Origin of the sequence: Pseudomonas sp. OA65 (assembly GCF_017498305.1) — a bacterium.
GTDB lineage: Bacteria > Pseudomonadota > Gammaproteobacteria > Pseudomonadales > Pseudomonadaceae > Aquipseudomonas > Aquipseudomonas zanjanensis.
On the sequence record NZ_JAGDEZ010000020.1, the window covers coordinates 71659 to 95362 of the forward strand.

General features: G+C 60.5%; 19 protein-coding genes, 4 tRNA genes and 1 riboswitch. Of the genes, 3 read left to right on the plus strand and 20 right to left on the minus strand.

Going from position 1 to position 23704, the window contains the following annotated elements:
- Positions 1-35 precede the first annotated feature (35 nt).
- The 3 genes from J3361_RS17965 to J3361_RS17975 all read right to left on the minus strand — a co-directional run bounded on the left by J3361_RS17965 (position 36) and on the right by J3361_RS17975 (position 2757).
- Complete coding sequence (locus J3361_RS17965; protein ID WP_207965707.1) at positions 36-554, minus strand: toxin-activating lysine-acyltransferase; 519 nt, start codon at positions 552-554, stop codon at positions 36-38.
- Positions 555-563: 9 nt separating this feature from the next.
- A complete protein-coding gene (locus J3361_RS17970; RefSeq protein ID WP_207965708.1) occupies positions 564-2225 on the minus strand; it encodes a ShlB/FhaC/HecB family hemolysin secretion/activation protein in 1662 nt (553 codons plus the stop codon).
- A gap of 455 nt (positions 2226-2680) precedes the next feature.
- Positions 2681-2757 (minus strand) — tRNA-Arg (locus J3361_RS17975).
- A gap of 526 nt (positions 2758-3283) precedes the next feature.
- On the opposite strand from J3361_RS17975, the gene J3361_RS17980 reads away from it, so the two are divergent.
- Positions 3284-3610, plus strand: a complete 327-nt coding sequence (locus J3361_RS17980) for an Arc family DNA-binding protein (RefSeq protein ID WP_186707061.1) — start codon at positions 3284-3286, stop codon at positions 3608-3610.
- A 456-nt stretch (positions 3611-4066) separates the two neighbouring features.
- On the opposite strand, the gene mgtE is transcribed toward J3361_RS17980, so the two are convergent.
- A complete protein-coding gene (gene mgtE / locus J3361_RS17985) occupies positions 4067-5509 on the minus strand; it encodes a magnesium transporter (protein ID WP_060741018.1) in 1443 nt (480 codons plus the stop codon).
- Positions 5510-5831: 322 nt separating this feature from the next.
- Between mgtE and J3361_RS17990 the strand changes: the two genes are divergently transcribed.
- On the plus strand, positions 5832-6335 hold the full coding sequence (locus J3361_RS17990; RefSeq protein WP_207965709.1) for a cell envelope protein SmpA: 504 nt from the start codon (positions 5832-5834) through the stop codon (positions 6333-6335).
- Between the two features lie 40 nt (positions 6336-6375).
- On the opposite strand, the gene J3361_RS17995 is transcribed toward J3361_RS17990, so the two are convergent.
- The 7 genes from J3361_RS17995 to ltaE all read right to left on the minus strand — a co-directional run bounded on the left by J3361_RS17995 (position 6376) and on the right by ltaE (position 12342).
- Positions 6376-6452 (minus strand) — tRNA-Arg (locus tag J3361_RS17995).
- 72 nt (positions 6453-6524) lie between these two features.
- A tRNA-Arg gene (locus J3361_RS18000) sits at positions 6525-6601 on the minus strand.
- A gap of 107 nt (positions 6602-6708) precedes the next feature.
- Positions 6709-6799: transfer RNA gene (locus tag J3361_RS18005), tRNA-Ser, on the minus strand.
- A gap of 62 nt (positions 6800-6861) precedes the next feature.
- On the minus strand, positions 6862-7050 hold the full coding sequence (gene csrA / locus J3361_RS18010) for a carbon storage regulator CsrA (protein ID WP_003178872.1): 189 nt from the start codon (positions 7048-7050) through the stop codon (positions 6862-6864).
- Between the two features lie 184 nt (positions 7051-7234).
- Positions 7235-8476 (minus strand): aspartate kinase, encoded by a 1242-nt coding sequence (locus J3361_RS18015; RefSeq protein ID WP_053124398.1) that lies wholly within the window; start codon positions 8474-8476, stop codon positions 7235-7237.
- 90 nt (positions 8477-8566) lie between these two features.
- Positions 8567-11191 carry an alanine--tRNA ligase gene (gene alaS / locus J3361_RS18020; RefSeq protein ID WP_207965710.1) on the minus strand — a complete coding sequence of 875 codons (2625 nt, stop codon included), beginning with the start codon at positions 11189-11191 and terminating at the stop codon, positions 8567-8569.
- A 146-nt stretch (positions 11192-11337) separates the two neighbouring features.
- Positions 11338-12342, minus strand: a complete 1005-nt coding sequence (gene ltaE, locus J3361_RS18025) for a low-specificity L-threonine aldolase (RefSeq protein WP_207965711.1) — start codon at positions 12340-12342, stop codon at positions 11338-11340.
- Between the two features lie 271 nt (positions 12343-12613).
- Positions 12614-12782: riboswitch (FMN riboswitch) on the plus strand.
- Positions 12783-12880: 98 nt separating this feature from the next.
- Between ltaE and J3361_RS18030 the strand changes: the two genes are divergently transcribed.
- Complete coding sequence (locus tag J3361_RS18030) at positions 12881-13390, plus strand: 6,7-dimethyl-8-ribityllumazine synthase (protein ID WP_207965712.1); 510 nt, start codon at positions 12881-12883, stop codon at positions 13388-13390.
- Positions 13391-13529: 139 nt separating this feature from the next.
- Here the strand turns inward: J3361_RS18030 and astE are convergent, their stop codons facing one another.
- The 9 genes from astE to J3361_RS18075 all read right to left on the minus strand — a co-directional run bounded on the left by astE (position 13530) and on the right by J3361_RS18075 (position 23679).
- Positions 13530-14537, minus strand: a complete 1008-nt coding sequence (gene astE / locus J3361_RS18035; protein ID WP_207965713.1) for a succinylglutamate desuccinylase — start codon at positions 14535-14537, stop codon at positions 13530-13532.
- 12 nt (positions 14538-14549) lie between these two features.
- Positions 14550-14837 carry a topoisomerase II gene (locus J3361_RS18040; RefSeq protein WP_207965714.1) on the minus strand — a complete coding sequence of 96 codons (288 nt, stop codon included), beginning with the start codon at positions 14835-14837 and terminating at the stop codon, positions 14550-14552.
- A gap of 69 nt (positions 14838-14906) precedes the next feature.
- On the minus strand, positions 14907-16253 hold the full coding sequence (gene astB, locus J3361_RS18045; RefSeq protein ID WP_207965715.1) for an N-succinylarginine dihydrolase: 1347 nt from the start codon (positions 16251-16253) through the stop codon (positions 14907-14909).
- A gap of 173 nt (positions 16254-16426) precedes the next feature.
- Complete coding sequence (gene astD, locus J3361_RS18050; RefSeq protein ID WP_207965716.1) at positions 16427-17896, minus strand: succinylglutamate-semialdehyde dehydrogenase; 1470 nt, start codon at positions 17894-17896, stop codon at positions 16427-16429.
- The gene (gene astA, locus J3361_RS18055) at positions 17893-18918 is read right to left on the minus strand and encodes an arginine N-succinyltransferase (RefSeq protein WP_207965717.1); all 1026 of its coding nucleotides are present in this window, start codon (positions 18916-18918) and stop codon (positions 17893-17895) included. The genes astD and astA overlap by 4 nt, the downstream gene beginning before the upstream one ends.
- Positions 18919-18972: 54 nt before the next feature.
- Positions 18973-19992 (minus strand): arginine/ornithine succinyltransferase subunit alpha, encoded by a 1020-nt coding sequence (gene aruF, locus J3361_RS18060; protein WP_003178851.1) that lies wholly within the window; start codon positions 19990-19992, stop codon positions 18973-18975.
- A 254-nt stretch (positions 19993-20246) separates the two neighbouring features.
- Positions 20247-21467, minus strand: a complete 1221-nt coding sequence (locus tag J3361_RS18065; protein ID WP_207965718.1) for an aspartate aminotransferase family protein — start codon at positions 21465-21467, stop codon at positions 20247-20249.
- Positions 21468-21820: 353 nt separating this feature from the next.
- The gene (locus J3361_RS18070; protein ID WP_186612268.1) at positions 21821-22801 is read right to left on the minus strand and encodes a GlxA family transcriptional regulator; all 981 of its coding nucleotides are present in this window, start codon (positions 22799-22801) and stop codon (positions 21821-21823) included.
- A 113-nt stretch (positions 22802-22914) separates the two neighbouring features.
- A complete protein-coding gene (locus J3361_RS18075; protein ID WP_053124413.1) occupies positions 22915-23679 on the minus strand; it encodes an ATP-binding cassette domain-containing protein in 765 nt (254 codons plus the stop codon).
- Positions 23680-23704 lie beyond the last annotated feature (25 nt).

Consider the following 23704-nt stretch of genomic DNA (forward strand, 5'->3'; position numbering starts at 1 on the left):
TTTGCGGAGCCAGCCCGCACGAGCAGTGGTTGGAGTTACGCTTCGATTGCCAGCGGGTGGGCGGCAAACCAGGCCTGGGCCTGTTCGGGAATGACCCCGATCCCTTGGAATGTCTTGACCCGCAGGCCACGCTCGTCGCCTCGGTGATAGAGGGCACGGGCGCAGCGATCGATAAAAAGATGACGTTGCAACAAGCGGCTCAATACCGCCGTGTGGCCAAAGGGAGCGACCCAGTCGTTGAGCCAGAGTCGCTCGCCGCTGTTCCAGTCGTCTTGGGTCAGCGTCAGCGGCGACTGCCGCAGGTAGCGTTGCTCCGCCGCCTCGTCGAGGTTGAGCCAGGACAGGTAGAACACCGGCTTGCCGTGTTCGGAGCCAAGCACGAACTGACGATGCTTGAGGGCCGGCAGCAGCAGCGTTGGTAAGCTGTGCAACGGCGCATCGCGATGGGCCTTGGAGTGCATCCACAACCAGGTGGCGGAGCCGAACACTGCGGCTTCGCTCCAGGGTTCGTCGATCAGGCCGGGGGCGATAATGTCTAGCGTCTCGAACTGCATGGGATCACCTCAGAATGACCAAATGACGGTGAACGCGCTGGTCACGTTGGCCGTCTCGAAACCATCGGGCTTCTTCAACGGCGTACCCACCGACCAGTCATAGGACAGGCCCTTGTAACCGCCGCGTATACCCACCACGGCCCCCGCCAGGCGCTGGCCGATCAGGAATTCACTGGATTGGCCGCTGACCTCGCCATAGTCGATACCGGTGTAGAGCTCCTGTCCGGTCTGTCCCAGGGACAGGCCGATTTCGTTGCGCAGGGTCCAGCCACGGTCGGCGGACAGAATGTTTTCGCCATCGAAACCGCGCACGCTGTAGCGCCCGCCAATGGAGAAACGATCCTGTGGCACCAGCGGCGTACGGTTCCATTGCGCGCGCCAGCCGCCGATGTAGCGCAGGCGCTGATCGCCGATCAGGAACGGCACCTGCAATTGGGCATCGGCGGTGATGATCTGCGAGCGTGACGTGCCGGCGTCAAAATCTTCTTCGGGCGCCCTGAGCGCGTCGTGGGCACCAGTGCCGCGACGATAGGCGACGCCCAGGTCAAGAATCGAAGCGCCAATGAACTCCCGATGGTCCAATCCCAACTGCCAACCGGCCATGCGGCGTTTCTGGTTGCCGACTTCGGTGTCGTCGATGAAGTTCTCCGACGAACGCGTCCACAAGCTGCCCCAGGCGGTGGTCTTGCGAACGGCGTCGCGGTACAGCAGGCGTGACAGGCGCAGCTCGTTGTTGCGACTCTCGCCCCGGTACTGATAGGTCTGGTTGGCACCGGCGACCGACTGTTCGTAGTTATATTCGCTGCTGGTGAACCCCAACTGCCAATAGCCGAACGGCAGCGAATAATGCAGCGTGCTGCCATCGGAGCCGCGATGGCCGGACTCGCCACCGCCCAGGTCATGGTTGACGCTGGCGTAGAACAAATCGTTGAGCGACAGCAGGTTGTCCAAGGACAGCGACACGTTGCCCTGGTATTTACCCGTGGTCTTGCTGCCCGAATTGTCCACCGACAGGCTCACGCGGGCGGGGAACCGCTGGCTCCAGGCGATCACCACGTCGCTCTCACCAGGTTTGGCGTCGGCGGCACGGGCCGGGGCGATCTTGATGTCGGCCTCGGCGGTCGGCACGCGCTTGAAGTTCTCCAGCGCCTGCTCGATGTCGCGCAAGTTGAGCAGATCGCCAGGATTGGCCGGCATCGCGTTCCAGGCATTGGCTCGGGAGCTGGTGCCCTCTTCGAAACGAATCTCACGGATGCGCCCCGGCACGAGGGTCAATACCAGGACTCCACTGTTCAAATCCTGGGCTTCGGCGAGTACGCGCGTGGTGACGTAGCCGGCCTCGATGATCGCATTCTGCATGCGCTTCATCGTCAAGTTGATCCCGCCGCCACCGAGGCAACGGCCAATGGCCGGATCATCCTTGGGGTTGGCGGCGCGCAACGCCCACTGGAATTGTTCCGACGCCTCGCCGATCAGGCGGATGTCATTGATGGCGAAGCAGGGACTCTCCTTGGCCGGCAAACGCTCGACACCTTCATCCACGGGTGCCGCCTGCAAGCGCACGTCGGGCCGGGACTCCAATTGCTCCCTCAACACCCGTTCGCGTTCTTGCTGGCGCAGCAGTTCTTCTTCAGGCCCAGCCGCCTGTGCGGCGCTCCACGCGCCCGTCATCCAGGCCGCCATCAACAGCAGCGTGAGACGCCTGGCGTTCTGTGCAGATGAACGGGTTGCGTCAACACAACGGCGGGGGCTGCTCGGTTTACGCGTTCGGCAGGGTGCGGCTGGCTGCATGTCACATCCTTGTGGCCTGAATCAAAGACACGGTGGGTCAGGCCTGCGAAATGCGGCACCGACGACATAGGTAAAAAAGAGGTACGTATTCCACCGGCAACGGAGGAAAAGTCCTACAGCGTACCGAGACGGTCAGATAGCAGAGGGGGGAGAAAGTTTCGCGTTACCGAAACAGGCTCAATAAAAAGAAGTAAAAATGGGTAATCGATCACAGCTTGAGGAAATGAAGCGCTGCGTAAGGCGCGAATGGCGCGCTGAAGCCGAAGATGATCGTTCGGGGAGGGGAAAACGAGCAGAGGAAGTGAGCGGCAATTTCACTAACCCACTGTTTATAATGGTGTCCCAGGGCAGGTTCGAACTGCCAACCTTCCCCTTAGGAGGGGGATGCTCTATCCAATTGAGCTACTGAGACACGAGTCGACCACGAGGAATGCGGTGCGCGGAACGGCGTGCATGTTAACGACCTGCCCTGCGTTTGTCATGTCGTCCCTTTTTTTAAGTGTAGGTAAATGGTACCGCTCAGAGGCTGGATAGGCCAGACAGCCATGCCTCGGCCACCATTCATCTGCCCCTGGCTTGCTCGCCCTAGTAAATCGGCCATTTGCCACTATCCTGTACAAGACAGGGACGGCAAGCGTTTTGGTCGATTTCCGTTATCCGCCAAACGGTATGGCACATCGACACAATCTGACGGTCACAAAATGCGAACCTGTTGTTTTTTCCAACCAGTCCGCATTTTTTTGATGAAAGGTGCTGGCATAACGCCTTTACCCGGATCAGAATTTGTCACAGAATTGGCGCCAATGATCTGGCAATTTTGAGGCATGATGCGGGCCTCTTAACAATTCAGGTTGAACATTTGGCAATGGGGCTTGTCCTATCGACATCCTGCGGCCAATCCCAAGAACCGCTCCCCTGAACTAACCGGTTAAATAAATATGCGCCCAATGAAACAGGCAATTTATTCCAGCCGTACGGCTGACAAGTTCGTCGTACGTCTGCCAGACGGAATGCGGGAACGCATTGCCGAGGTGGCTCGTAATCATCATCGCAGCATGAACTCTGAAATCATTGCGCGCCTGGAGCAAAGCCTGATTCAGGAAGGTGCACTGGGTGAAGAGTTGAGCATGCGCCTGGACAGCCCAGAGCTGTCTTTGCATGAGCGCGAGCTGCTTCAACGCTTCCGACAACTTTCCCACCGCCAGCAGAACGCTCTCGTTTCGCTGATTGCCCATGATGTAGAGATGGCCGCAGAGCCGAGCTGATTACACACAAAATTCTCAAGCCAGCCTCGTGCTGGCTTTTTTATGCCTGGCGTTTGGCCCTCCTCCCCCCCTTCTTTCGTGACCACACAAAAGCCCCGCCAAGCAGGTTAATGCTGCGCACATAAGGAAATGGCGCTTACACCTGTCAGCCCTATGGGAGCAAAGCTTGCTCGCGATAGCGGTGGCTCAGCCAATGAAGATGCTGGATATGCCGACCTCTTCGCGAGCAGGCTCGCTCCCACAGGAGAACGCGGTCTCATCAAGAGCCAGGTCGGCTACCAGGCCGCCTCGGAGAACCCTAAGCAGCCGTTACCGCAGAAACGGATATGCGCACCACCCGCTTGGAAAAAGGCGATTAGACTTTTCAAAAAAAAACGGCGCTTTTCATTTCTGAAACAAGCGCCGTTTTTCCGAGTGAACAGTATTACGCCAACAGGCGGCTTTCCCGATAAATGCTCAAAGCAGGAAAATCGTCGCCAACCCCAGGAAGATGAAGAACCCGCCACTGTCGGTCACCGCGGTAATCATGACACTGGCACCCATGGCAGGGTCACGGCCCATACGGGCCAGGGTCATGGGGATCAAGACCCCCATCAATGCTGCCAGCAGCAGATTGAGCGTCATCGCGGCCGTCATGACCACACCCAGTGACCAGCTGCCATAAAGCAGATAAGCCACCACACCAATCACACCGCCCCAAATCACGCCATTGATCAAGGAGACAGCCAGTTCCTTGCGCATCAATCGCGATGTGTTACCGGTGCTGACCTGGTCCAGCGCCATGGCACGGACGATCATGGTGATGGTCTGGTTACCGGAGTTGCCACCGATACCAGCAACGATGGGCATCAGCGCCGCAAGCGCCACCAGCTTCTCGATGGAGCCTTCGAACAGGCCGATGACCCGGGAAGCGACAAACGCCGTGATCAGGTTGATCGCCAGCCAGGCCCAGCGGTTACGCAGGGATTTCCAGACCGAGGCAAAGATATCTTCTTCTTCGCGCAGACCGGCCATGTTGAGGACTTCGCTTTCGCTTTCCTCACGAATCAAGTCGACCATTTCGTCGATGGTCAGACGGCCGATCAGCTTGCCGTTCTTGTCGACCACCGGTGCAGAAATCAAGTCATATCGTTCGAATGCCTGGGCCGCATCGTAGGCGTCTTCGTCCGGGTGAAAGCTCACCGGGTCGCTGGCCATGACTTCGGCGACCTGCTTCTCCGGGTCGTTGACGAGCAGACGCTTGATGGGCAGCACGCCCTTGAGCACGCCGTCGTAGTCGACCACGAACAGCTTGTCGGTATGGCCGGGCAGTTCCTTGAGACGGCGCAGGTAACGCAAGACCACTTCAAGGCTGACGTCCTCGCGGATCGTCACCATCTCGAAGTCCATCAACGCACCGACTTGCTCCTCGTCATAGGACAACGCCGAGCGCACACGCTCACGCTGCTGGCCGTCGAGGGCTTCCATCAGTTCGTGGACAACGTCCCGTGGCAGTTCGGGCGCAAGGTCGGCGAGTTCGTCGGCGTCCATTTCCTTGGCCGCCGCCAGCAACTCGTGATCATCCATGTCGGCGATCAGGGTTTCCCGAACCGAGTCCGACACTTCGAGCAGGATGTCACCGTCGCGATCCGCCTTGACCAACTGCCAGACCGTCAGGCGCTCTTCCAGTGGCAGGGCTTCAAGAATGTAGGCGACGTCGGCGGAGTGCAGGTCATCGAGCTTGCGTTGCAGCTCGACGAGGTTCTGCCGGTGGACCAGGTTCTCGACCCGGTCATGATTCGGGCCTTCCTGGCGATGCGTCAGGTCTTCGACGACCCGCTGGCGCTGCAGCAGCTCAACGACTTGAGCGAGGCGATCCTGAAGGCTTTCCTGCGTTTTTTTGACTTCTACTTGGGTCATAGGCGAACTCCACTCCCAGCAGTGGGGCACGCCGGAAGGTTCAATCAGTTAATTCATGATTGGCAAAACTAAATATTGAGTAACTACTGGGTAAGTCCATGGAGATATTCCAAAGCCCCGGCGGGGCTGACGGGCGCAATCATACACCGCTTGACGCTTTAAAACGCTAAAAAATCATGGCAAGAACAAGCGCTTGCGAGACAAACCTGAACACAGGCTGAACCTGTCCCTCTAGGACGACTTATCCAGAAAAGAAAACACACCCGCCAGCAGAGATGCAGCGACTACCCTTTTCTCCTGCACCGTCAAGGAGGACGACCGGATGCCCGTCAGCCACTACCTGTTCCTGCTCGCCGCCCTGCCCTGCCTGCCGTTGTGGGCAGCCGGGCAGTCTGTGCATCGCTGCGAAAGCATCGCGGGGCACGTGACATTCACCACCTTGAGCTGCGGCCCGGGAGAGGCCCTGTCGCTGCAGCAGATCCATCCGTACAGCCCCGGCTCGACCGATCCAGCGACCGAGGCGATGCTGCCCGAAGCGGAACGCTGGCAAACATTCCGCAACACAAACATACGCAGGGAGCCGACCATAGTTGGCCAGTCCCAGGACCGCTGCGGGAACCTCATCGATGCCAGGCAACGGCGCGATGCCATCCTGGCGCGACGCATCGTCGCCGGCATGAGCCAACAAGACGTAGAGAGCGCCCTGGGCAAGCCCGACTCGATCAAGGTCAGGAATTCGAGCACACGTTATACCTACAAGGCGAAGAACGGTCGCAGCGCCGAGGTCGTGTTCGATGAGAAGGGGTGCGTGAAGGCCAAATCGTAGACAGCAAAAAGCCCGCGTTAAACGCGGGCTTTTTGGTGTTTGGTGCACTCGACAGGATTCGAACCTGTGACCGCTCGGTTCGTAGCCGAGTACTCTATCCAGCTGAGCTACGAGTGCAAGTTGTGGTTTTATACCAGATCACAACTGGTTGAAGCCAAGTTATTTGCATTGCTGCAAACAACTCTTAAATGGTGCACTCGACAGGATTCGAACCTGTGACCGCTCGGTTCGTAGCCGAGTACTCTATCCAGCTGAGCTACGAGTGCATTTGTTGCCGCGCATTATAGGTCGTCAATTCCTTTTGTAAAGCGCTTTTTTCAGTAATTTCAATCACTTACTGATCAAGCCAGGTTTTGACGCACTAAACGAATAATGGCGGAGAACGGGGGATTCGAACCCCCGACACCCTTTTGAGGTGTACTCCCTTAGCAGGGGAGCGCCTTCGGCCACTCGGCCAGCTCTCCGCAACACGGGGCGTATATTAACCACCTTCATCCCCGTTTGCAAACATAAAAATCGATAAAAATTAATGGCTTGGTTCGTCGTCCTTCTCTTTCTTGATACGCAGGTAGATTTCCTCCCGGTGTACAGCAACCTCTTTCGGGGCGTTGACGCCGATACGCACTTGGTTTCCTTTGACGCCGAGCACGGTCACGGTGATTTCGCCATCGCCAATAATCAGGCTTTCTGCACACCTACGGGTCAGAATCAGCATACCTTTCTCCTCACGCAATTCACTTAAGGGACAACAGTCTGCAAAAAAAAGGCATTGGACCTACAACCGAAACGGTCGAAGCCTACAGGCCTAGTATTGACCAGCGCGGGCAAAAGAACAGTTTTGGGACGCGCCATTCAGAAAAACAAAGGGCGCGGTCCAGCCGCGCCCTCAAGACAACGCTTTACTCGCCCTGTTGGACAGCAGCGTCGAGTTCGAAAGCCGTGTGCAGGGCGCGCACGGCCAGTTCCAGGTACTTCTCTTCGATGACCACGGAAACCTTGATTTCCGAGGTAGAGATCATCTGGATATTGATGCTTTCCTTGGCCAGGGATTCGAACATGCGACTAGCCACGCCTGCGTGGGAACGCATGCCGACGCCGACGATCGAGACCTTGGCAATCTTGGTATCGCCCACCACTTCCCGGGCACCGATCTCGCCAGCGGTCTTTTTCAGGATCGCTTCGGCGGATTGGTAGTCGTTGCGGTGCACGGTGAAGGTGAAGTCGGTGGTGTTATCGTGCGAGACGTTCTGCACGATCATGTCGACTTCGATGTTCGCGGCGCTGATCGGGCCGAGAATCTTGAACGCCACGCCGGGGGTGTCTGGCACGCCACGGATGGTCAGCTTGGCTTCATCGCGGTTGAAAGCGATGCCGGAAATGATCGGCTGTTCCATGGATTCCTCTTCATCAATAGTAATGAGGGTGCCCGGACCCTCTTTGAAGCTGTGCAGAACGCGCAGCGGAACGTTGTACTTGCCAGCGAATTCGACCGCCCGGATCTGTAATACCTTCGAGCCGAGACTGGCCATTTCCAGCATCTCTTCGAAGGTGATCTTGTCCAGGCGCTGGGCCACAGGCACGACCCGTGGGTCGGTGGTGTAGACACCGTCCACATCCGTGTAGATCTGGCACTCGTCAGCCTTGAGAGCCGCTGCCAGCGCCACGCCCGTGGTGTCGGAACCGCCACGACCAAGGGTGGTGATATTGCCCTGCTCGTCCACGCCCTGGAAACCGGCGACAACCACGACACGGCCAGCCTTCAGGTCGCCGCGAATCTTCTGGTCGTCGATCTGCAGGATACGCGCCTTGTTGTGCGCGCTGTCCGTCAGGATGCGCACCTGGTTACCGGTGTAGGACACCGCCGGCACACCACGCTTGATCAGCGCCATGGCCAGCAAGGCGATGGTCACCTGCTCGCCGGTGGAAACGATCACGTCCAGCTCGCGGGGAACCGGTTGCTGGTCGCCGCTGATTTGCTTGGCCAGATCGATCAGACGGTTGGTCTCGCCGCTCATGGCCGACAGCACAACCACCAGGTCATCGCCCGCTTCACGGAATTTCTTAACCTTGTCGGCGACTTGTTCGATTCTCTCGACAGTGCCGACCGAGGTGCCTCCAAATTTCTGTACGATCAAAGCCATTTCAAAGCCGCCTCTGCCCATGAAGGGCGCCCAATAATTCAATCAGCAGCGCGCGGGCTCGTCACTAGACCACGAGCCCGCGACACTGCCTTAAATACCCTGCTCTACAAATGCAACGGTCTGGGCCAGTGCCGCGTCCAGTGCGCCGACGTCGGTACCACCGCCTTGCGCCATGTCCGGACGACCACCGCCCTTGCCGCCCACTGCCGCAGCGGCTTGCTTCATCAAATCACCGGCTTTGAGTTGGCCAGTCAGGTCTTTGGTCACGCCTGCGACGAGAACGACCTTTTCCTCATGGACACTGCCGAGCAGGATCACTGCGCGGCCGAGTTTGTTTTTCAGTTGATCGACCAGCGCCAACAGCGCCTTGCCATCCTGGCCGTCCAGACGCACGGCCAGCACCTTCACGCCCTTGACGTCCACGGCCTGGGCCGACAGATCGTCGCCCGCGGCGCTGGCGGCCTTGGCCTGCAACTGCTCGAGTTGCTTTTCCAGCAGGCGGTTGCGTTCCAGCACAGCCGACAGCTTGTCGATCAGGTTGTCGCGGCTGCCCCTGATCAGGCTTGCCGCTTCCTTGAGTTGTTCTTCCGCCGCGTTGAGGTACGCCAGCGCCGCTGCGCCAGTGACTGCCTCGATACGCCGCACGCCGGAGGCGACGCCGCCTTCGCTGATGATCTTGAGCAGACCGATGTCGCCGGTGCGATTGGCATGGATACCACCGCACAGCTCCACGGAGAAATCACCGCCCATGCTCAGCACGCGCACATTGTCGCCATATTTCTCACCGAACAACGCCATCGCGCCCTTGCGCTTGGCGGTCTCGATGTCGGTTTCCTCAGTCTCTACCGGAGAGTTCTTGCGAATCTCGGCGTTGACGATGTCTTCCAGCGCCTTGATCTGCTCAGGCTTGATGGCTTCAAAATGGCTGAAGTCAAAGCGCAGGCGCTGACTGTCCACCAACGAGCCCTTCTGCTGGACATGCTCGCCCAGCACCTGGCGCAACGCTGCGTGCAGCAAGTGCGTGGCGGAGTGGTTCAGCGATGTCGCGTGGCGAACCTCGGCATCGACATGGGCAGCCACGGGAGCAGCGATCATCAAGCTGCCCGACGCCAGCACGCCGTGGTGCAGGAAGGCGCCGCCGGTCTTGGTGGTGTCACGCACGTCGAAACGCGAGCTGCCCGCTTGCAGGTAACCGCTGTCACCGATCTGACCGCCGGATTCGGCGTAGAACGGGGTCTTGTCCAGCACGATCACGCCTTCCTGGCCTTCGCTCAAGATGTCCACCGACTGCCCGTCCTTATAGATGGCAACGATCTTGGCCGAACCGGTGGTGCCGGCATAACCGGTGAATTCGGTGGCCACGTCAACCTTGACCAGGCTGTTGTAGTCCATCCCGAAGGAGCTGGCGGAACGCGCGCGCACCCGCTGGGCTTCCATCTCCCGCTCGAAACCTTCCTCGTCGAGGGTCAGGTTGCGTTCGCGGGCGATGTCGCCGGTCAGGTCCATCGGGAAACCGTAGGTGTCGTACAGCTTGAACACCACGTCGCCCGGGACCACGTTGCCCTTGAGTTCGGCCAGGTCCTGCTCGAGGATCTTCAGGCCTTGCTCTAGGGTCTTGGCGAATTGTTCTTCTTCAGCCTTGAGCACGCGCTCGATGTGCGCCTGCTGGGACTTGAGCTCCGGAAAGGCTTCGCCCATCTCGGCCACCAACGCCCCGACGATCTGATAGAAGAAGCTGCCCTTGGCGCCCAGCTTATTGCCGTGACGGCAGGCGCGACGGATGATCCGGCGCAGCACATAACCGCGACCTTCGTTGGAAGGCAGTACACCGTCGGCAATCAGGAAACCGCAGGAACGGATGTGGTCAGCGACGACTTTCAGCGAAGCCTGGTTGTCGTTGGTGCAACCGATGGCCTTGGCCGACGCGCTCAGCAGGCTCTGGAACAGGTCGATTTCGTAGTTGGAATGAACGTGCTGCAGCACCGCACTGATCCGCTCCAGGCCCATGCCGGTGTCCACCGACGGCGCTGGCAGCGGATGCAACACGCCATCGGCGGTGCGGTTGAACTGCATGAACACGTTGTTCCAGATCTCGATGTAGCGGTCGCCGTCTTCTTCCGGCGAGCCGGGTGGGCCGCCCCAGATGTCGGCGCCGTGATCGTAGAAAATCTCGGTGCAAGGGCCGCATGGGCCGGTGTCGCCCATGGTCCAGAAGTTATCGGAGGCGTAAGGCGCGCCTTTGTTGTCGCCGATACGCACCATGCGCTCTGCCGGGACACCGACCTCTTTGGTCCAGATGTCATAGGCTTCGTCGTCAGTGGCGTAAACCGTTACCCAGAGCTTCTCCTTGGGCAGGTTCAGCCACTTGTCGGAGGTCAGGAAGGTCCAGGCGAAGGTGATGGCGTCGCGCTTGAAATAATCACCGAAGCTGAAGTTACCCAGCATTTCGAAGAAGGTGTGGTGACGTGCGGTATAGCCGACGTTTTCCAGGTCGTTGTGCTTGCCGCCGGCACGCACGCACTTCTGGCTGCTCACTGCACGGGTGTAGGCACGTTTTTCCTGGCCCAGGAAGCAGTCCTTGAACTGGTTCATCCCCGCGTTGGTGAACAGCAGGGTCGGGTCGTTGCCCGGAATCAAAGAGCTGGAGGCTACTCGAGTGTGGCCTTGCTCTTCGAAGAAGCGAAGGAAGGCTTCACGGATTTCTGCGCTTTTCATTAGGTTCTTCCACGGAGGCTGCGGCCAAAGGCCTGTGCAAAACGTCAACAGACGAAGCAACGGCAAAGGGCCGCATTATATCGGCCCCGCGCGTGGGGTACAGCGTGTTTATGCAATAGAAACTGTCAATTGGCCCGGTTGCCGGGTCATTGGCGGGAAAATTCGACGAAAGTGGCGACCACCTGGTCGATTTGCGCCGCACTCACGTCCATGTGCGTCACCATTCGCAAGCGTGGCGCCGCGCTGAGCTTGACGCCCCGCTCATCGGCAAACGCCTTGATCGCCTCGGCCCGCTCGCCCATCTGCACGTAGACCATGTTGGTCTGCACCGGCTCGACCTCGTAGCCCGCCGCGCGCAAGCCCTCGGCAAGTCGCTGGGCATTGGCGTGATCACCGGCCAGGCGCTGGACGTTATGGTCCAGGGCATACAGCCCCGCCGCCGCGAGAATCCCGGCCTGGCGCATGCCGCCACCGACCATCTTGCGCAGCCGGCGCGCCTTGCCGATCAGCTCGACGCTGCCGCACAGGACCGAGCCCACCGGCGCGCCAAGGCCCTTGGACAGGCACACCGACACTGAATCGAAATGTTGCGTGATCTGCCGGGCATCGACATTCAACTTGACCGCGGCGTTGTACAACCGCGCCCCGTCCAGGTGCAGCGCCAGGCCATGTTCCTGGGTGAAACGCCGGGCCCGAGCCAGGTATTCCAGCGGCAGCACCTTGCCCTGCATGGTGTTTTCCAAGGCCAGCAGGCGGGTGCGGGCAAAGTGGAAGTCATCGGGCTTGATCGCCGCGGCGACGTGCGCCAGGTCCAGGGAACCGTCCGCCTGTACTTCGAGAGGCTGAGGCTGGATCGATCCGAGCACCGCCGCACCGCCACCTTCGTATTTGTAGGTATGGGCCTGCTGGCCGACGATGTATTCATCGCCGCGCTCGCAGTGGGCCATCAACCCCAGCAGGTTACTCATGGTGCCCGTGGGCACGAACAGTGCAGCGGCAAAGCCCAGGCGAGCGGCCAGTTCAGCCTCGAGGCGATTGACGGTCGGGTCTTCGCCATACACATCGTCGCCGGTCGGCGCACTGGCCATGGCATCCAGCATGCCGGCGGTAGGTTGGGTGACCGTGTCGCTGCGAAGATCGATAACACTCATGAATCTGGCCTCGGGCTCAAGTGGAGGGAAATCCCTTTCGAAGGGCAATTACTGCGGGCATGGGCAAGAATAATCAAGCCCGGTCGACGGAAAGGGCAGCAAACCCTTGTATGCGCGCTGTGGGAGCAAAGCTTGCTCGCGATGGCGGTGGGTCAGTCAACATCAATACAGCCTGACCCGACGCCATCGCGAGCAAGCTTTGCTCCCACGGCTCGCTCCAACAAGGGGTTATGTGTTAAAAATCGTCCGCCGTCACAAAGCGTGGCGGCAAAAACGTTCTCAGGGCGGGGTGTAACTCCCCACCGGCGGTAATTGCACGCAACGTGCATAGCCCGCGAGCGCTTGGTGGTACACCACTTTTTGGGGTGTAGCGGCAAGGTCAGCAGACCCGGTGTGATTCCGGGGCCGACGGTCATAGTCCGGATGAAGAGAGAACGGGATCGACACCCAAGGGCCGACTGCGACTCCGTGCGCGGCGTACCCTCGAATCCCCTTCGATTCATGACGCCCTGTTTTTCACACAAACAGGAACCAGAACATGCAACCCACTGCAATCGACAGCAAAAGCAAAAGTCATCCGGGCGAGCGCGTCGCGTTCATCCAGGCCTGCTGGCACAAGGAAATCGTCGATCAGAGCCGTAAAGGCTTCGTCGCCGAAATGATCACCCAGGGTTATCAGGAAAGTGATATCGACTTCTTCGAAGTCGGTGGCGCCTTCGAGATCCCGCTGCACGCCAAGCTGCTGGCCAAGTCAGGCCGCTACGCCGGCATCGTTGCCGCCGGCCTGGTGGTGGATGGTGGTATCTACCGTCACGAGTTCGTCGCCCAATCGGTCATCAGTGGCCTGATGCAGGTGCAACTGGAAACCGAAGTGCCGGTGTTCTCGGTCGTACTCACGCCCCATCACTTCCATGCCGGGGAAGAGCATCAGAAGTTCTTCTTCGAGCATTTCGTGCACAAGGGCCAGGAAGCGGCGAAGACCTGCGCCGATACCTTGCACAAGACCCGGGCGCTGCGTCGTAGTGAGCAGCGGGCGGTGGCGCTCTAAGCCTGGACACAGTTTCCCCTGTGGGAGCGAGCCTGCTCGCGATGACGGAGTATCAGTCGCCATCAATGTCGACCGATAGACCGCTATCGCGAGCAGGCTCGCTCCCACAGGGGGGCATGTATTGAGTCCAAGATTCGGTTTAGATCAGGCTTTCATCAGTCGCCGGCACGATCAGGATGCCGGCACGCAAGCCATTCTTGACCTTGGGATTCGGGAAGATGATCCGCGCACCCTCCTCTTCGATCACCCATCGGGTCTGGGCGATGTCTTCGGCCAGCACATAACCTTTTTCAAGCTCGGAGAAGTTCTCGATATCCGCCGGCAGGTTCAGGCGGAAACTGTCGCTGTGCTTGATGATTTCCCGGGCGACGCTGAACAATTGAAGACCGTCGAGCCCTTCATCCAGCTCAGGCTCGTTGCCTTCGATGATCTGGTGTAGGCCGGTCTCCAGCAGGCTAACGTTGACCCCGTCGTTCTGCCCGAATGGCCGGGCCTTGCCCAGCTCCAGGGTGAAAGATTCGGCGCCGAGCTGATCGTAGGTATAGGCACTGAACACGATGGACGGCTTGTTCTGCAGCAGCACCGCTTCCATGCCCGCGGCACGCAGGCGCGCCAGTTCGCGGCGTGAATGCTGGCGACCTTCTTTCCATGGATAGAGGGCGAACTGCTCGATTTTCGAGCCGCGAATGGCGGTGTGCAGGTCGTAATGCAAGCGACTGCGCTCCGGCCGACTGAAGAAACTGGCGGCCAGTCGCTCCAGTTCACAGGCCCGCAACGCTTCAGGACCGCCGCTCAATTCATGACGACCGTTGAACAGCCGGTTGACGTCCTGTTCGACGAAACGCTCACCGCGCCGGATGGCCTCGGGGTTGCCGAACAGAAACAGAATGCGTGCCCGGGGTTTCAGGTCCCCACGGGCGATGTCATGCAGCAGGCGGTCGAGCAATTCGATCGGCGCGGTTTCGTTGCCGTGGATACCGGCCGACAGCAGCAGGTCCAGGCCGTTATCCCGGGCTTCGGGCGGCTTGACCTCCAGCGCGCCCTCGCTCAACCAGCGCATCCGTACGCCTTCGACAGTCAGTTGAGTCTTCTCCGCCGGTTCACGGCCGGCGAGGGTCAGTTCAAGCAGTTTGCCGAGGGCGAGCATAGCGCGGGTTCCTTAGTGGTCGTGGCCGCAATCCGGGCCATGGACATGGTCATCGTCGCCGATGTCCGCCGGTTCCATTTCCAGTTGCAGGCTGACCAGGTTGGTCGCCAATGGACGCAACAACAGGTTGGCGTATTCCTCGTCCCCTTCCTCGACATCGACGCCGATCAGCAGTTGACCGCGGCCATCCTGCTGGATCCACAGCTCCTTGCCTTGCCACATCACCGCGACGCGGGTGCAGGAGGTTTCCAGTTGGGTGCCGTCGGTGTCTTCAAGGATCAGCTGCAGGGTATCGCTCATGTCTTTACATTCTCGTCTGGGGATAAGGCAACGCGCCCTGCTTTGACTGTAGTCAGGTCGCGCGCGCTTTCAATTGATCTGGAAAGGATAAACCGCGCCAAGTTTAAGGATTTGTGTCAGTTCATCCAGTGCCCCGCGGCATTCGAGCAGCAACTGCGGGTCTGCCAGGTCATTTTCGGTCATGCGGTCGCGGTAGTGCCGCTCGACCCATTGGGTCAGCGAATCGTACAGCGGCGCGGTCATGATAACCCCTGGGTTGACGGCCGCCAGTTCGGTTTCGTTCAGCGCTACACGCAACCTCAGGCAAGCGGGGCCGCCGCCGTTCTGCATGCTTTGCTTGAGGTCGAAGACCTTCACTTCGCGGATGACCCCGCCAGCGCCCGTCAGGCCTTGCAGGTATTGCCAGACGCGTTCGTTGCTACGGCATTCTTCGGGCACGATCAACAGCATCGAGCCGTCTGGACGCGACAGCAACTGGCTATTGAACAGGTAGGAACGAACCGCGTCATCGACGGTGACCGCCGAACGCGGTACGCACACCGATTGAAATTTCCCACCGACCTTGGCGAGTTTGCTGCTCAGTTCGGCCAGCATCTTGTCGGTCTCGAGAAACGCGTCCTCGTGATAGAACAGCACTTCGCCATTACCCACCGCGATCACGTCGTTGTGGAACACGCCTTGGTCGATCACCGACGGATTCTGTTGCGCGTAGACCACGCCCTCCTCCCGCAGCCCGTGCAGGCGCGCAACCGCCTGGGACGCTTCGAGGGTCTGGCGTGCCGGATATTTCTGCGGTGCGGGGTAACGGGTGTCGAAGGCACTGCGACCGAAGACGAAGAATTCGACACCGGCCTCGCCGTAGGCGCGGCAGAAACGGGTGTGGTTGGCCGCGCCTTCATCACCGAACTGCGCCACCGCCGGCAAAGCGGCGTGGTGGGCGAAGTGGTGCTGGTTGGCGAACATCGCCCCCAGCACACGGCTGGTGGTCGGATGCTCGATGCTGCGGTGGTATTTGCAGTTCAGGTTGGCGGCGGTGAAATGCACGCGGCCATCGGCAGTGTCGGCGCTCGGGCTGACCGTGGCGGCGTTGGCCACCCACATGCTTGAGGCCGAGCAACTGGCGACCAACAGTGGCATCGCTTCTTTCGCGGCCTGCTGGATGACTTGGGCATCGCTACCGGCAAAGCCCAGCCGGCGCAGGGCCGCCACGTCCGGGCGCTCCTGCGGCGCCAGCACGCCTTGCTGGAAACCCATGTCCATCAGCGCTTTCATTTTCGCCAGGCCCTGCAACGCCGCTTCCTTGGGGTTGGAGGACTGCTGGCTGTTGCTCTGGGACGCGACGTTGCCGTACGAGAGCCCGCCGTAGTTATGGGTCGGCCCCACTAGACCGTCAAAGTTGACTTCATAGGATTTCATCAGCGAGGCTCCACGAGAATCTGTTTTTTATAGGCATCAATAACAACCGAGTCGCGGCTATCGCGGGCAAGCCTTGCTCCCACAGGTTTTGCATAACTCCTGTGGGAGCAAGCTCTACTCTCACAGGTTTTGCATAACTCCTGTGGGAGCAAGGCTTGCCCGCGATGGCGGTCTCAAGACATGCGCACACCGGGGGTCAAGGCAGCCGGCATCACAAGGCTTGGTGTCTCCAGGGAAGCCACCGGGTACGCGCAATAATCGGCCGCGTAATAAGCGCTGGCGCGATGGTTGCCCGAGGCACCGACACCACCGAACGGCGCGCTGCTGGCGGCGCCGGTCAGCTGTTTGTTCCAGTTGACGATTCCGGCGCGGCTTTGCAGCCAAAACTGCTGGTAACGCTCTTGGGAATCGGACAGCAAGCCGGCGGCCAGGCCATATTGGGTATTGTTGGCTTCGGTAATCGCCGCAGGGAAATCCTTATAGCGGATCACTTGCAGCAACGGCCCGAACAGCTCTTCATCAGGACGCTCGGCCACAGCCGTCACGTCCAGGATACCCGGCGTCAGCAATGCCGCCTGGGCCTGCGGCTGGGTCATGGCCAACAGCGGCACGGCGCCTTTGCCCAGCAAATGGTTTTGCGCATCCATCAGCGCCTTGGCCGCGCCCAGGGAAATCACCGAACCCATGAACGGTGCTGGCTGCTGGTCGAAGGCACCCACTTCAAGGGTCGAACTGACCGCCACCAGGCGCGCCAACAAGGCATCGCCCCAGGCACCTTCCGGCACCAGCAGGCGGCGCGCACACGTGCAACGCTGCCCGGCGGAAATGAAGGCGGACTGGATAATGGTGTAGACCGCCGCGTCGACGTCCGCCACCTCATCCACCACCAGTGGGTTGTTACCGCCCATTTCCAGCGCCAGGATCTTGTCCGGGCGCCCGGAAAATTGTTGATGCAGCAAGTTGCCGGTGCGGCTGGAGCCGGTGAAGAACAGCCCGTCGATGCCCGGGTTCGCCGCCAGGGCGATACCGGTTTCCCGCGCGCCTTGGAGCAGGTTCAGCACGCCCGCCGGCAGACCGGCCTCGACCCAGCACTTGACCGTCAGCTCGGCGACTTTCGGTGTCAGCTCGCTCGGCTTGAACAACACGCTATTGCCGGCCAGCAGCGCAGGCACGATGTGGCCGTTGGGCAAATGGCCAGGGAAGTTGTAAGGGCCGAACACCGCCACCACACCGTGGGGCTTGTGGCGCAGCACGGCGGTGGCGTCACCCAAGGGGCCGCTCTTCTCGCCGGTCCGCTCGCGGTAGCTCTGCACCGAAATGGCGACTTTGTTGACCATACTGGTCACCTCGGTCGCCGCTTCCCACAACGGCTTGCCGGTTTCTTCACCGATGCACCGGGCCAGTTCGTCAGCATGGCTTTTCAGCGAAGCGGCAAAGGCCTCCAACACCTGGATGCGCTCATCCAGCGAGCGACCGGCCCAGTCCGGGAACGCCTGGCGGGCGGCCTGCACCGCCGATTCCACCTGCGCCGCGGTGGCACCGTTGCCCGACCACAACACCTGCTGGGTCACTGGGTTCAACGACTCGAAGAGGTCGCCCTGGCCTTCCAGCCAGCTACCTGCGATGTACAACGACTTCATCATTTCGACTCCCGGGCAGCAGACAACGCCACGGCACGCACCTGGTCGCCGGCGTTGAGTTGAAGACGTTTGGCGGTCAGCGGATCGACCACCAGTGTGCCTGCAGCAAAGCGCGCCGGTGCCGCGGTGATGCGGCAGTCTTCGCGCTTGCGGTTATGGATGAGGAACGGCGTGGCGTCATCCCCCGGCGTGCCGATGGCCAGCACCAGCGCCTGGCTGTCGCGAATCGCGCGGATCTTGCCGGTTTCGCATTCCACCGCCGGGCCGGCGTCGAAGATGTCGACGTAACCCTGGTAGCTGAAACCTTCGCTCTTGAGCATCGACAAGGCCGGTTCGGTGTCCGGATGAACCTGGCCAATCACGGTACGGGCATCTTCGGACAGGAAGCAGGTGTACAGCGGGAACTTGGGCATCAGCTCGGCGATAAACGCCTTGTTACCAACGCCGGTCAGGTAATCGGCCTGGCTGAATTCCATCTTGAAGAAATGCCGACCCAGGCTTTCCCAGAACGGCGAACGCCCGTTGTCGTCGGACATGCCGCGCATCTCGGCGATGATCTTGTTGCCGAACAACTGCGGGAATTCGGCGATGAACAACAGCCGCGCCTTGGCCAGCATCCGGCCGTTAAGGCCACTACGGTAGTCGGCGTGGAGGAACAGCGAGCACAGCTCGGAATTGCCGGTCAGGTCGTTGGCCAGGAACAGCGTCGGAATTTCCCGATAGATATTCAACTCCTGGGACGCGCTGACCGTCAGGCCGACCCGGAAGTTGTACCAGGGTTCACGCAGGCCCACGGCGCCGGCGATGGCAGAGATGCCCACCACGCGACCGTCATCGTCTTCGAGCACGAACAGGTAGTCCGCGTCACCGCGCCCGGCTTCGCCGCGAAAGGTCTTCTCGGCCCAGCCGACCCGATGGGCCAGGCGTTCTTCGTTGGCCGGCAAGGTAGTCAGGCCGGTGCCCGTGCTGCGGGCCAGGGCGATCAGAGCGGGTAAATCGCTGCTGCGTACGGGACGAACGATCATGCTATCTCCTCAGACGGGCCGCTCACGCCACCCGCGAAACTCAACTGTAAAGCGTTAAACCGCCACCAGGCGCACGCTGGCACCCTCGCCAACGCCCAAGGCCTCGGCCGCTTCCATGTCCAGCGTTACAGGCTTGCCTGGCGCGTAGTCGAGCTCGAGCAGCACGGCGCGGTAATCCTGCAACTGGGCATTGGCCACCAGGTATTGGCGGCCGGCGCCCTTGACCGGTTCGCCGATCTTGACCGGCACCACGCGGCTCTGGGCGATCGAACGGATGCCCGAGACGCGGGCGTGCAGGGTCGGGCCGCCGTCGAAGATGTCGATGTAGTGATCGGTCTCGAAACCCTCGCGCATCAGGATGTCGAAGGTGATCTGCGCCCGCGGATGGACCTGGCCCATGGCTTCCTGGGCAGCGTCCGGCAACAGCGGTACGTAGATCGGGTAATGGGGCATCAGCTCGGCGAGGAAGGTACGGCTTTTCAGCCCGCACAAGCGCTCGGCGGCGGCGTAGTTGAGGTCGAAGAAGTTGCGACCGATGGCGTCCCAGAACGGCGAGTCGCCATTCTCATCGCTGTAGCCGACGATCTCGGTCACCACCGAATCGGCGAACCGCTCCGGATGGCTGGCGACGAACAGCAGGCGCCCGCGGGAATTGAGTTCCGACCATGGCGAACCCACCAGCTCCGGCACCACGTAGAAACTGGTCAGCAGGCTGTTGCCAGTCAGGTCGTGGCACTGGGAAAGCACGTGGATCTTGTTGTGGATCTTCAGTTCACGGGAGGCGTGAACGAAGGTCTCGTTGCGAAAACTGTAGAACGGTTCGGAATAACCGGCCGACGCGACGATAGCCGAACAGCCCGCCAGTTTGCCGGTCGCGGTGTCTTCGAGGACGAAGAAATAGCTCTCTTCGCCGTTGAAGCTGACTTCGGCGGCAAACGAGGCTTCGCTGGCGGCGATCTTGTCGCTCAGGCGTTCAACGTCATCCGGCAAGGAGGTGACACCGATCGGACTGTCCGCAGCCAGACGCTGTACCTCGCCCAGATCAGCCATTTGCGCGGGGCGCATCACCAGCATGGTGTCACTCCTTAACTTGAAATAAATGGTTCGACGGTCACGTCGATACACAGAGAATAAAAATCGGACCTGCTCCCCACTGACTCAATGTGAGACCAGGTTTGTAGGAGCAAAGCTTGTGGGAGCAAGGCTTGCCCGCGATGCAGGCGACGCGGTCCCTGGTGAACTGAGGCACCCGCATCGCGAGCAAGCTTTGCTCCCACAAACCTGCACCCACAAAAGCCCGGCCCCAATGGAGCCGGTCAAGTCTGAACTCAGGCTTGCGTCAACTTCGCCGCCGCCCGCTCGAAGCGGTCCAGGCCTTCGTCGATGTCGGCGTCTTCCACCACCAGGCTCGGGGCGAAGCGAATCACGTCCGGGCCGGCTTGCAGGATCATCAGGCCTTCCTGTTCGGCGGCGTTGAAGATGTCCTTGGCCTTGCCTTTCCAGGCGTCGTTCAGCACGCAGCCGATCAGCAAGCCCAGGCCGCGCACTTGGGTGAACAGGCCGTACTTCTCGCCGATCTGCTCCAGGCGCGCCTTGAATTTGTTGTGCTTGGTCTTGACGCCACCGAGCACTTCAGGGGTATTGACCACGTCGATCACCGCCTCGGCTACCGCACACGCCAGCGGGTTGCCGCCGTAGGTGGTGCCGTGGGTGCCGACAACCAGGTGCTTGGCCAGCGCTTCGGTGGTGAGCATCGCCGCGATCGGGAAACCACCGCCCAGGCTCTTGGCGCTGGTGAGGATGTCCGGGACCACGCCGTAATGCATGTAGGCGAACAGGTGGCCGCTGCGGCCCATGCCGGTCTGCACTTCGTCGAATACCAACAGCGCATCGTGGGCATCGCACAGGTCGCGGGCGCCTTGCAGGTAGGCCTGCTCGGCCGGCAGCACACCGCCCTCGCCCTGGATCGGCTCCAGCACCACGGCGCAAGTCTTGTCCGAAATGGCGGCTTTCAAAGCCGCCAGGTCGTTGTAAGGAACGTGGGTAATGCCGGTAATTTTAGGGCCGAAACCGTCGGAGTACTTCGATTGCCCGCCGACGTTGACGGTGAACAGGGTGCGACCGTGGAAGCTATTGAGCGCGGCGATGATTTCGTATTTTTCGCTGCCGAAACGATCGAACGCAACGCGACGGGCCAGCTTGAAGGCGGCCTCGTTGGCTTCGGCGCCGGAGTTGCAGAAGAACGCACGCTCAGCAAAGGTCGCGTTGACCAGTTTGTGAGCCAGGCGCAGGGCCGGTTCGTTGGTAAAGACGTTGGAGACGTGCCACAGCTTGTTGGCCTGTTCGGTCAGTGCACCGACCAGCGCCGGATGGGCATGGCCCAGTACGTTGACTGCGATACCGCCAGCAAAGTCGATCAACTCGCGACCGGATTGGTCCCATACGCGGGAACCGGCACCACGCACAGGAATGAAGGCAGCAGGTGCATAGTTGGGAACCATAACCTGGTCGAAATCGGCGCGTTGTACCGCGGCTTGCTCAACGGACATCGGAGTCTCCTGATGAGGAACACCCGCCTGGAACTGGCGAGCTTGGTAAGGATTGTAAGGACAGTTTTCAGCCCGGCCTTGCCGCCAAGCGACAACTTCTTATAGCGCCAACCCACGTTTTGCGCGGGTTTACGGCAATGCGACAAATAGCGTCGCAAAGGCGCAGTTTAAACGTTGCCGGTGTATTTGAGGGGCTGGCTTCCACATTTCCCTCGGCCATGCAAAACACTTGTGGCGAGGGGACTAATCTGTGGGAGCAAAGCTTGCTCGCGATACAGGCGCCTCGGTTCACCAAGGACCGCATCGCCTGCATCGCGGGCAAGCCTTGCTCCCACAGAAGCGTGTTGTGCCACTTAGCCGCGTTCGGACGGCACCGAGGACAATTCGAACGGGCTGCTACTGCGTCGCTGGTTGCGGTCTTCCCGCGGCGTGGCGCCGAAGAAGTTGCGGTAGGCGCTGGAGAAGTGTGGCCCCGAGGAGAAACCGCAGGACAGGCCGATCTGGATGATGGACTTGCTGGTCTGCATCAGCATCTGCCGAGCCTTGTTCAGGCGCAGCTCCAGATAATACTGGCTGGGCACGCGATTGAGGTATTGCTTGAAGATCCGCTCCAGTTGTCGGCGGGATACGCACACATGCTGGGCGATTTCGTCGGTGGTCAGCGGCTCTTCGATGTTGGCTTCCATCAGCAGCACCGCCTGGGTGAGCTTTGGATGGCTGGAGCCGAGACGGTTCTGCAACGGGATGCGCTGGCGCTCGCCACCCTCGCGAATGCGCTCGACCACCAACTCTTCCGACACCGCACCGGCCAGTTCCGCGCCGTGATCGCGAGCCAGCACCGCCAGCAACAGGTCCAGCACCGACATGCCACCGCAAGCACTCAGGCGATCGCGATCCCAGTCGAACAGATGGCTGGTGGCGATGACCTTGGGGAAGCGTTCGGAGAAGTCGTCCTGCCAGCGCCAATGCACGGCGGCACGGTAACCGTCGAGTAAACCCAATTGCGCCAAGGGATAGACACCGGCCGACAAGCCGCCGATCACACAACCGGCACGCACCAGTTGCTTGAGGGCGCTGCTCAGGGGCGAGGCCAGCGCGGTCGGCGGCTCATCGGCCAGCAGGAACAGCTTCTGCAAACCCTCAAGCTTGCCGGCCCAAGGCTCGCCCGGCAATTGCCAGGCGCCGTCGGCCGGTGGTTCGGCCTGCAAGAACGACAACTCATAGACCACATCCGGATGCACCCGCTGGGCGACACGCAAGGCCTCCTCGGCCAGCGCCAGCGTCAAGGCTTTAGTGCTGGGCCAAATCAGGAAACCTATTCGATGGGCAGTCATGGCGGGCGATCCGAAGCGAAAACAGTGTTAAAGCCAAAAGCGGCTGCAACCAAATTAGACCATCTGGCGCGCGGTGCGCAGCATGACCCAAATCAGGTGCGTAACGGGAGCGATTACTTGAGGCTGCCCGACAGAAATTGTTGCAGGCGCTCGGATTGCGGATTCACCAGCACTTCGCGCGGGTTGCCGCTCTCTTCGACGATGCCTTTGTGCAGGAACACCAATTGGTTCGACACTTCACGGGCAAAGCCCATTTCGTGGGTCACCACCACCATGGTCCGGCCTTCCAGGGCCAGGGCCTGCATCACCTTGAGCACATCGCCCACCAGCTCCGGATCGAGCGCCGAGGTCGGCTCATCGAACAGCATCACTTCAGGCTCCATCGCCAGCGCACGAGCAATCGCCACGCGCTGCTGCTCACCGCCAGACATATGGCCCGGGTAGGCGTCCTTGCGATGAGCCACGCCAACCTTGTTCAGGTAGTGCTCGGCCTTCTCCCGCGCTTCAGCCTTGGCCACGCCCAGTACATGCACCGGCGCTTCCATGATGTTTTCCAGCGCGGTCATGTGGGACCACAGGTTGAAATGCTGGAACACCATCGACAGCCGCGAACGCATGCGCTGCAGTTGCTTGGGGTCTGCGGCCTTCATGGCGCCGTCCTTGCCCGCCACCAGCTTCAACTCTTCGTTGTTGAGCAGGATCTTGCCGGCATGGGGCTGCTCAAGCAGGTTGATGCAACGCAGGAACGTACTCTTGCCGGAGCCACTGGAGCCGATGATGCTGATCACATCGCCAGCGGCGGCTTTCAGGGACACGCCCTTGAGCACTTCGTGACTGCCATAGCGTTTATGCAGGTCTTGGACTTCAAGCTTGTACATGCGGTCGGTTCTCACAAAACGTCAG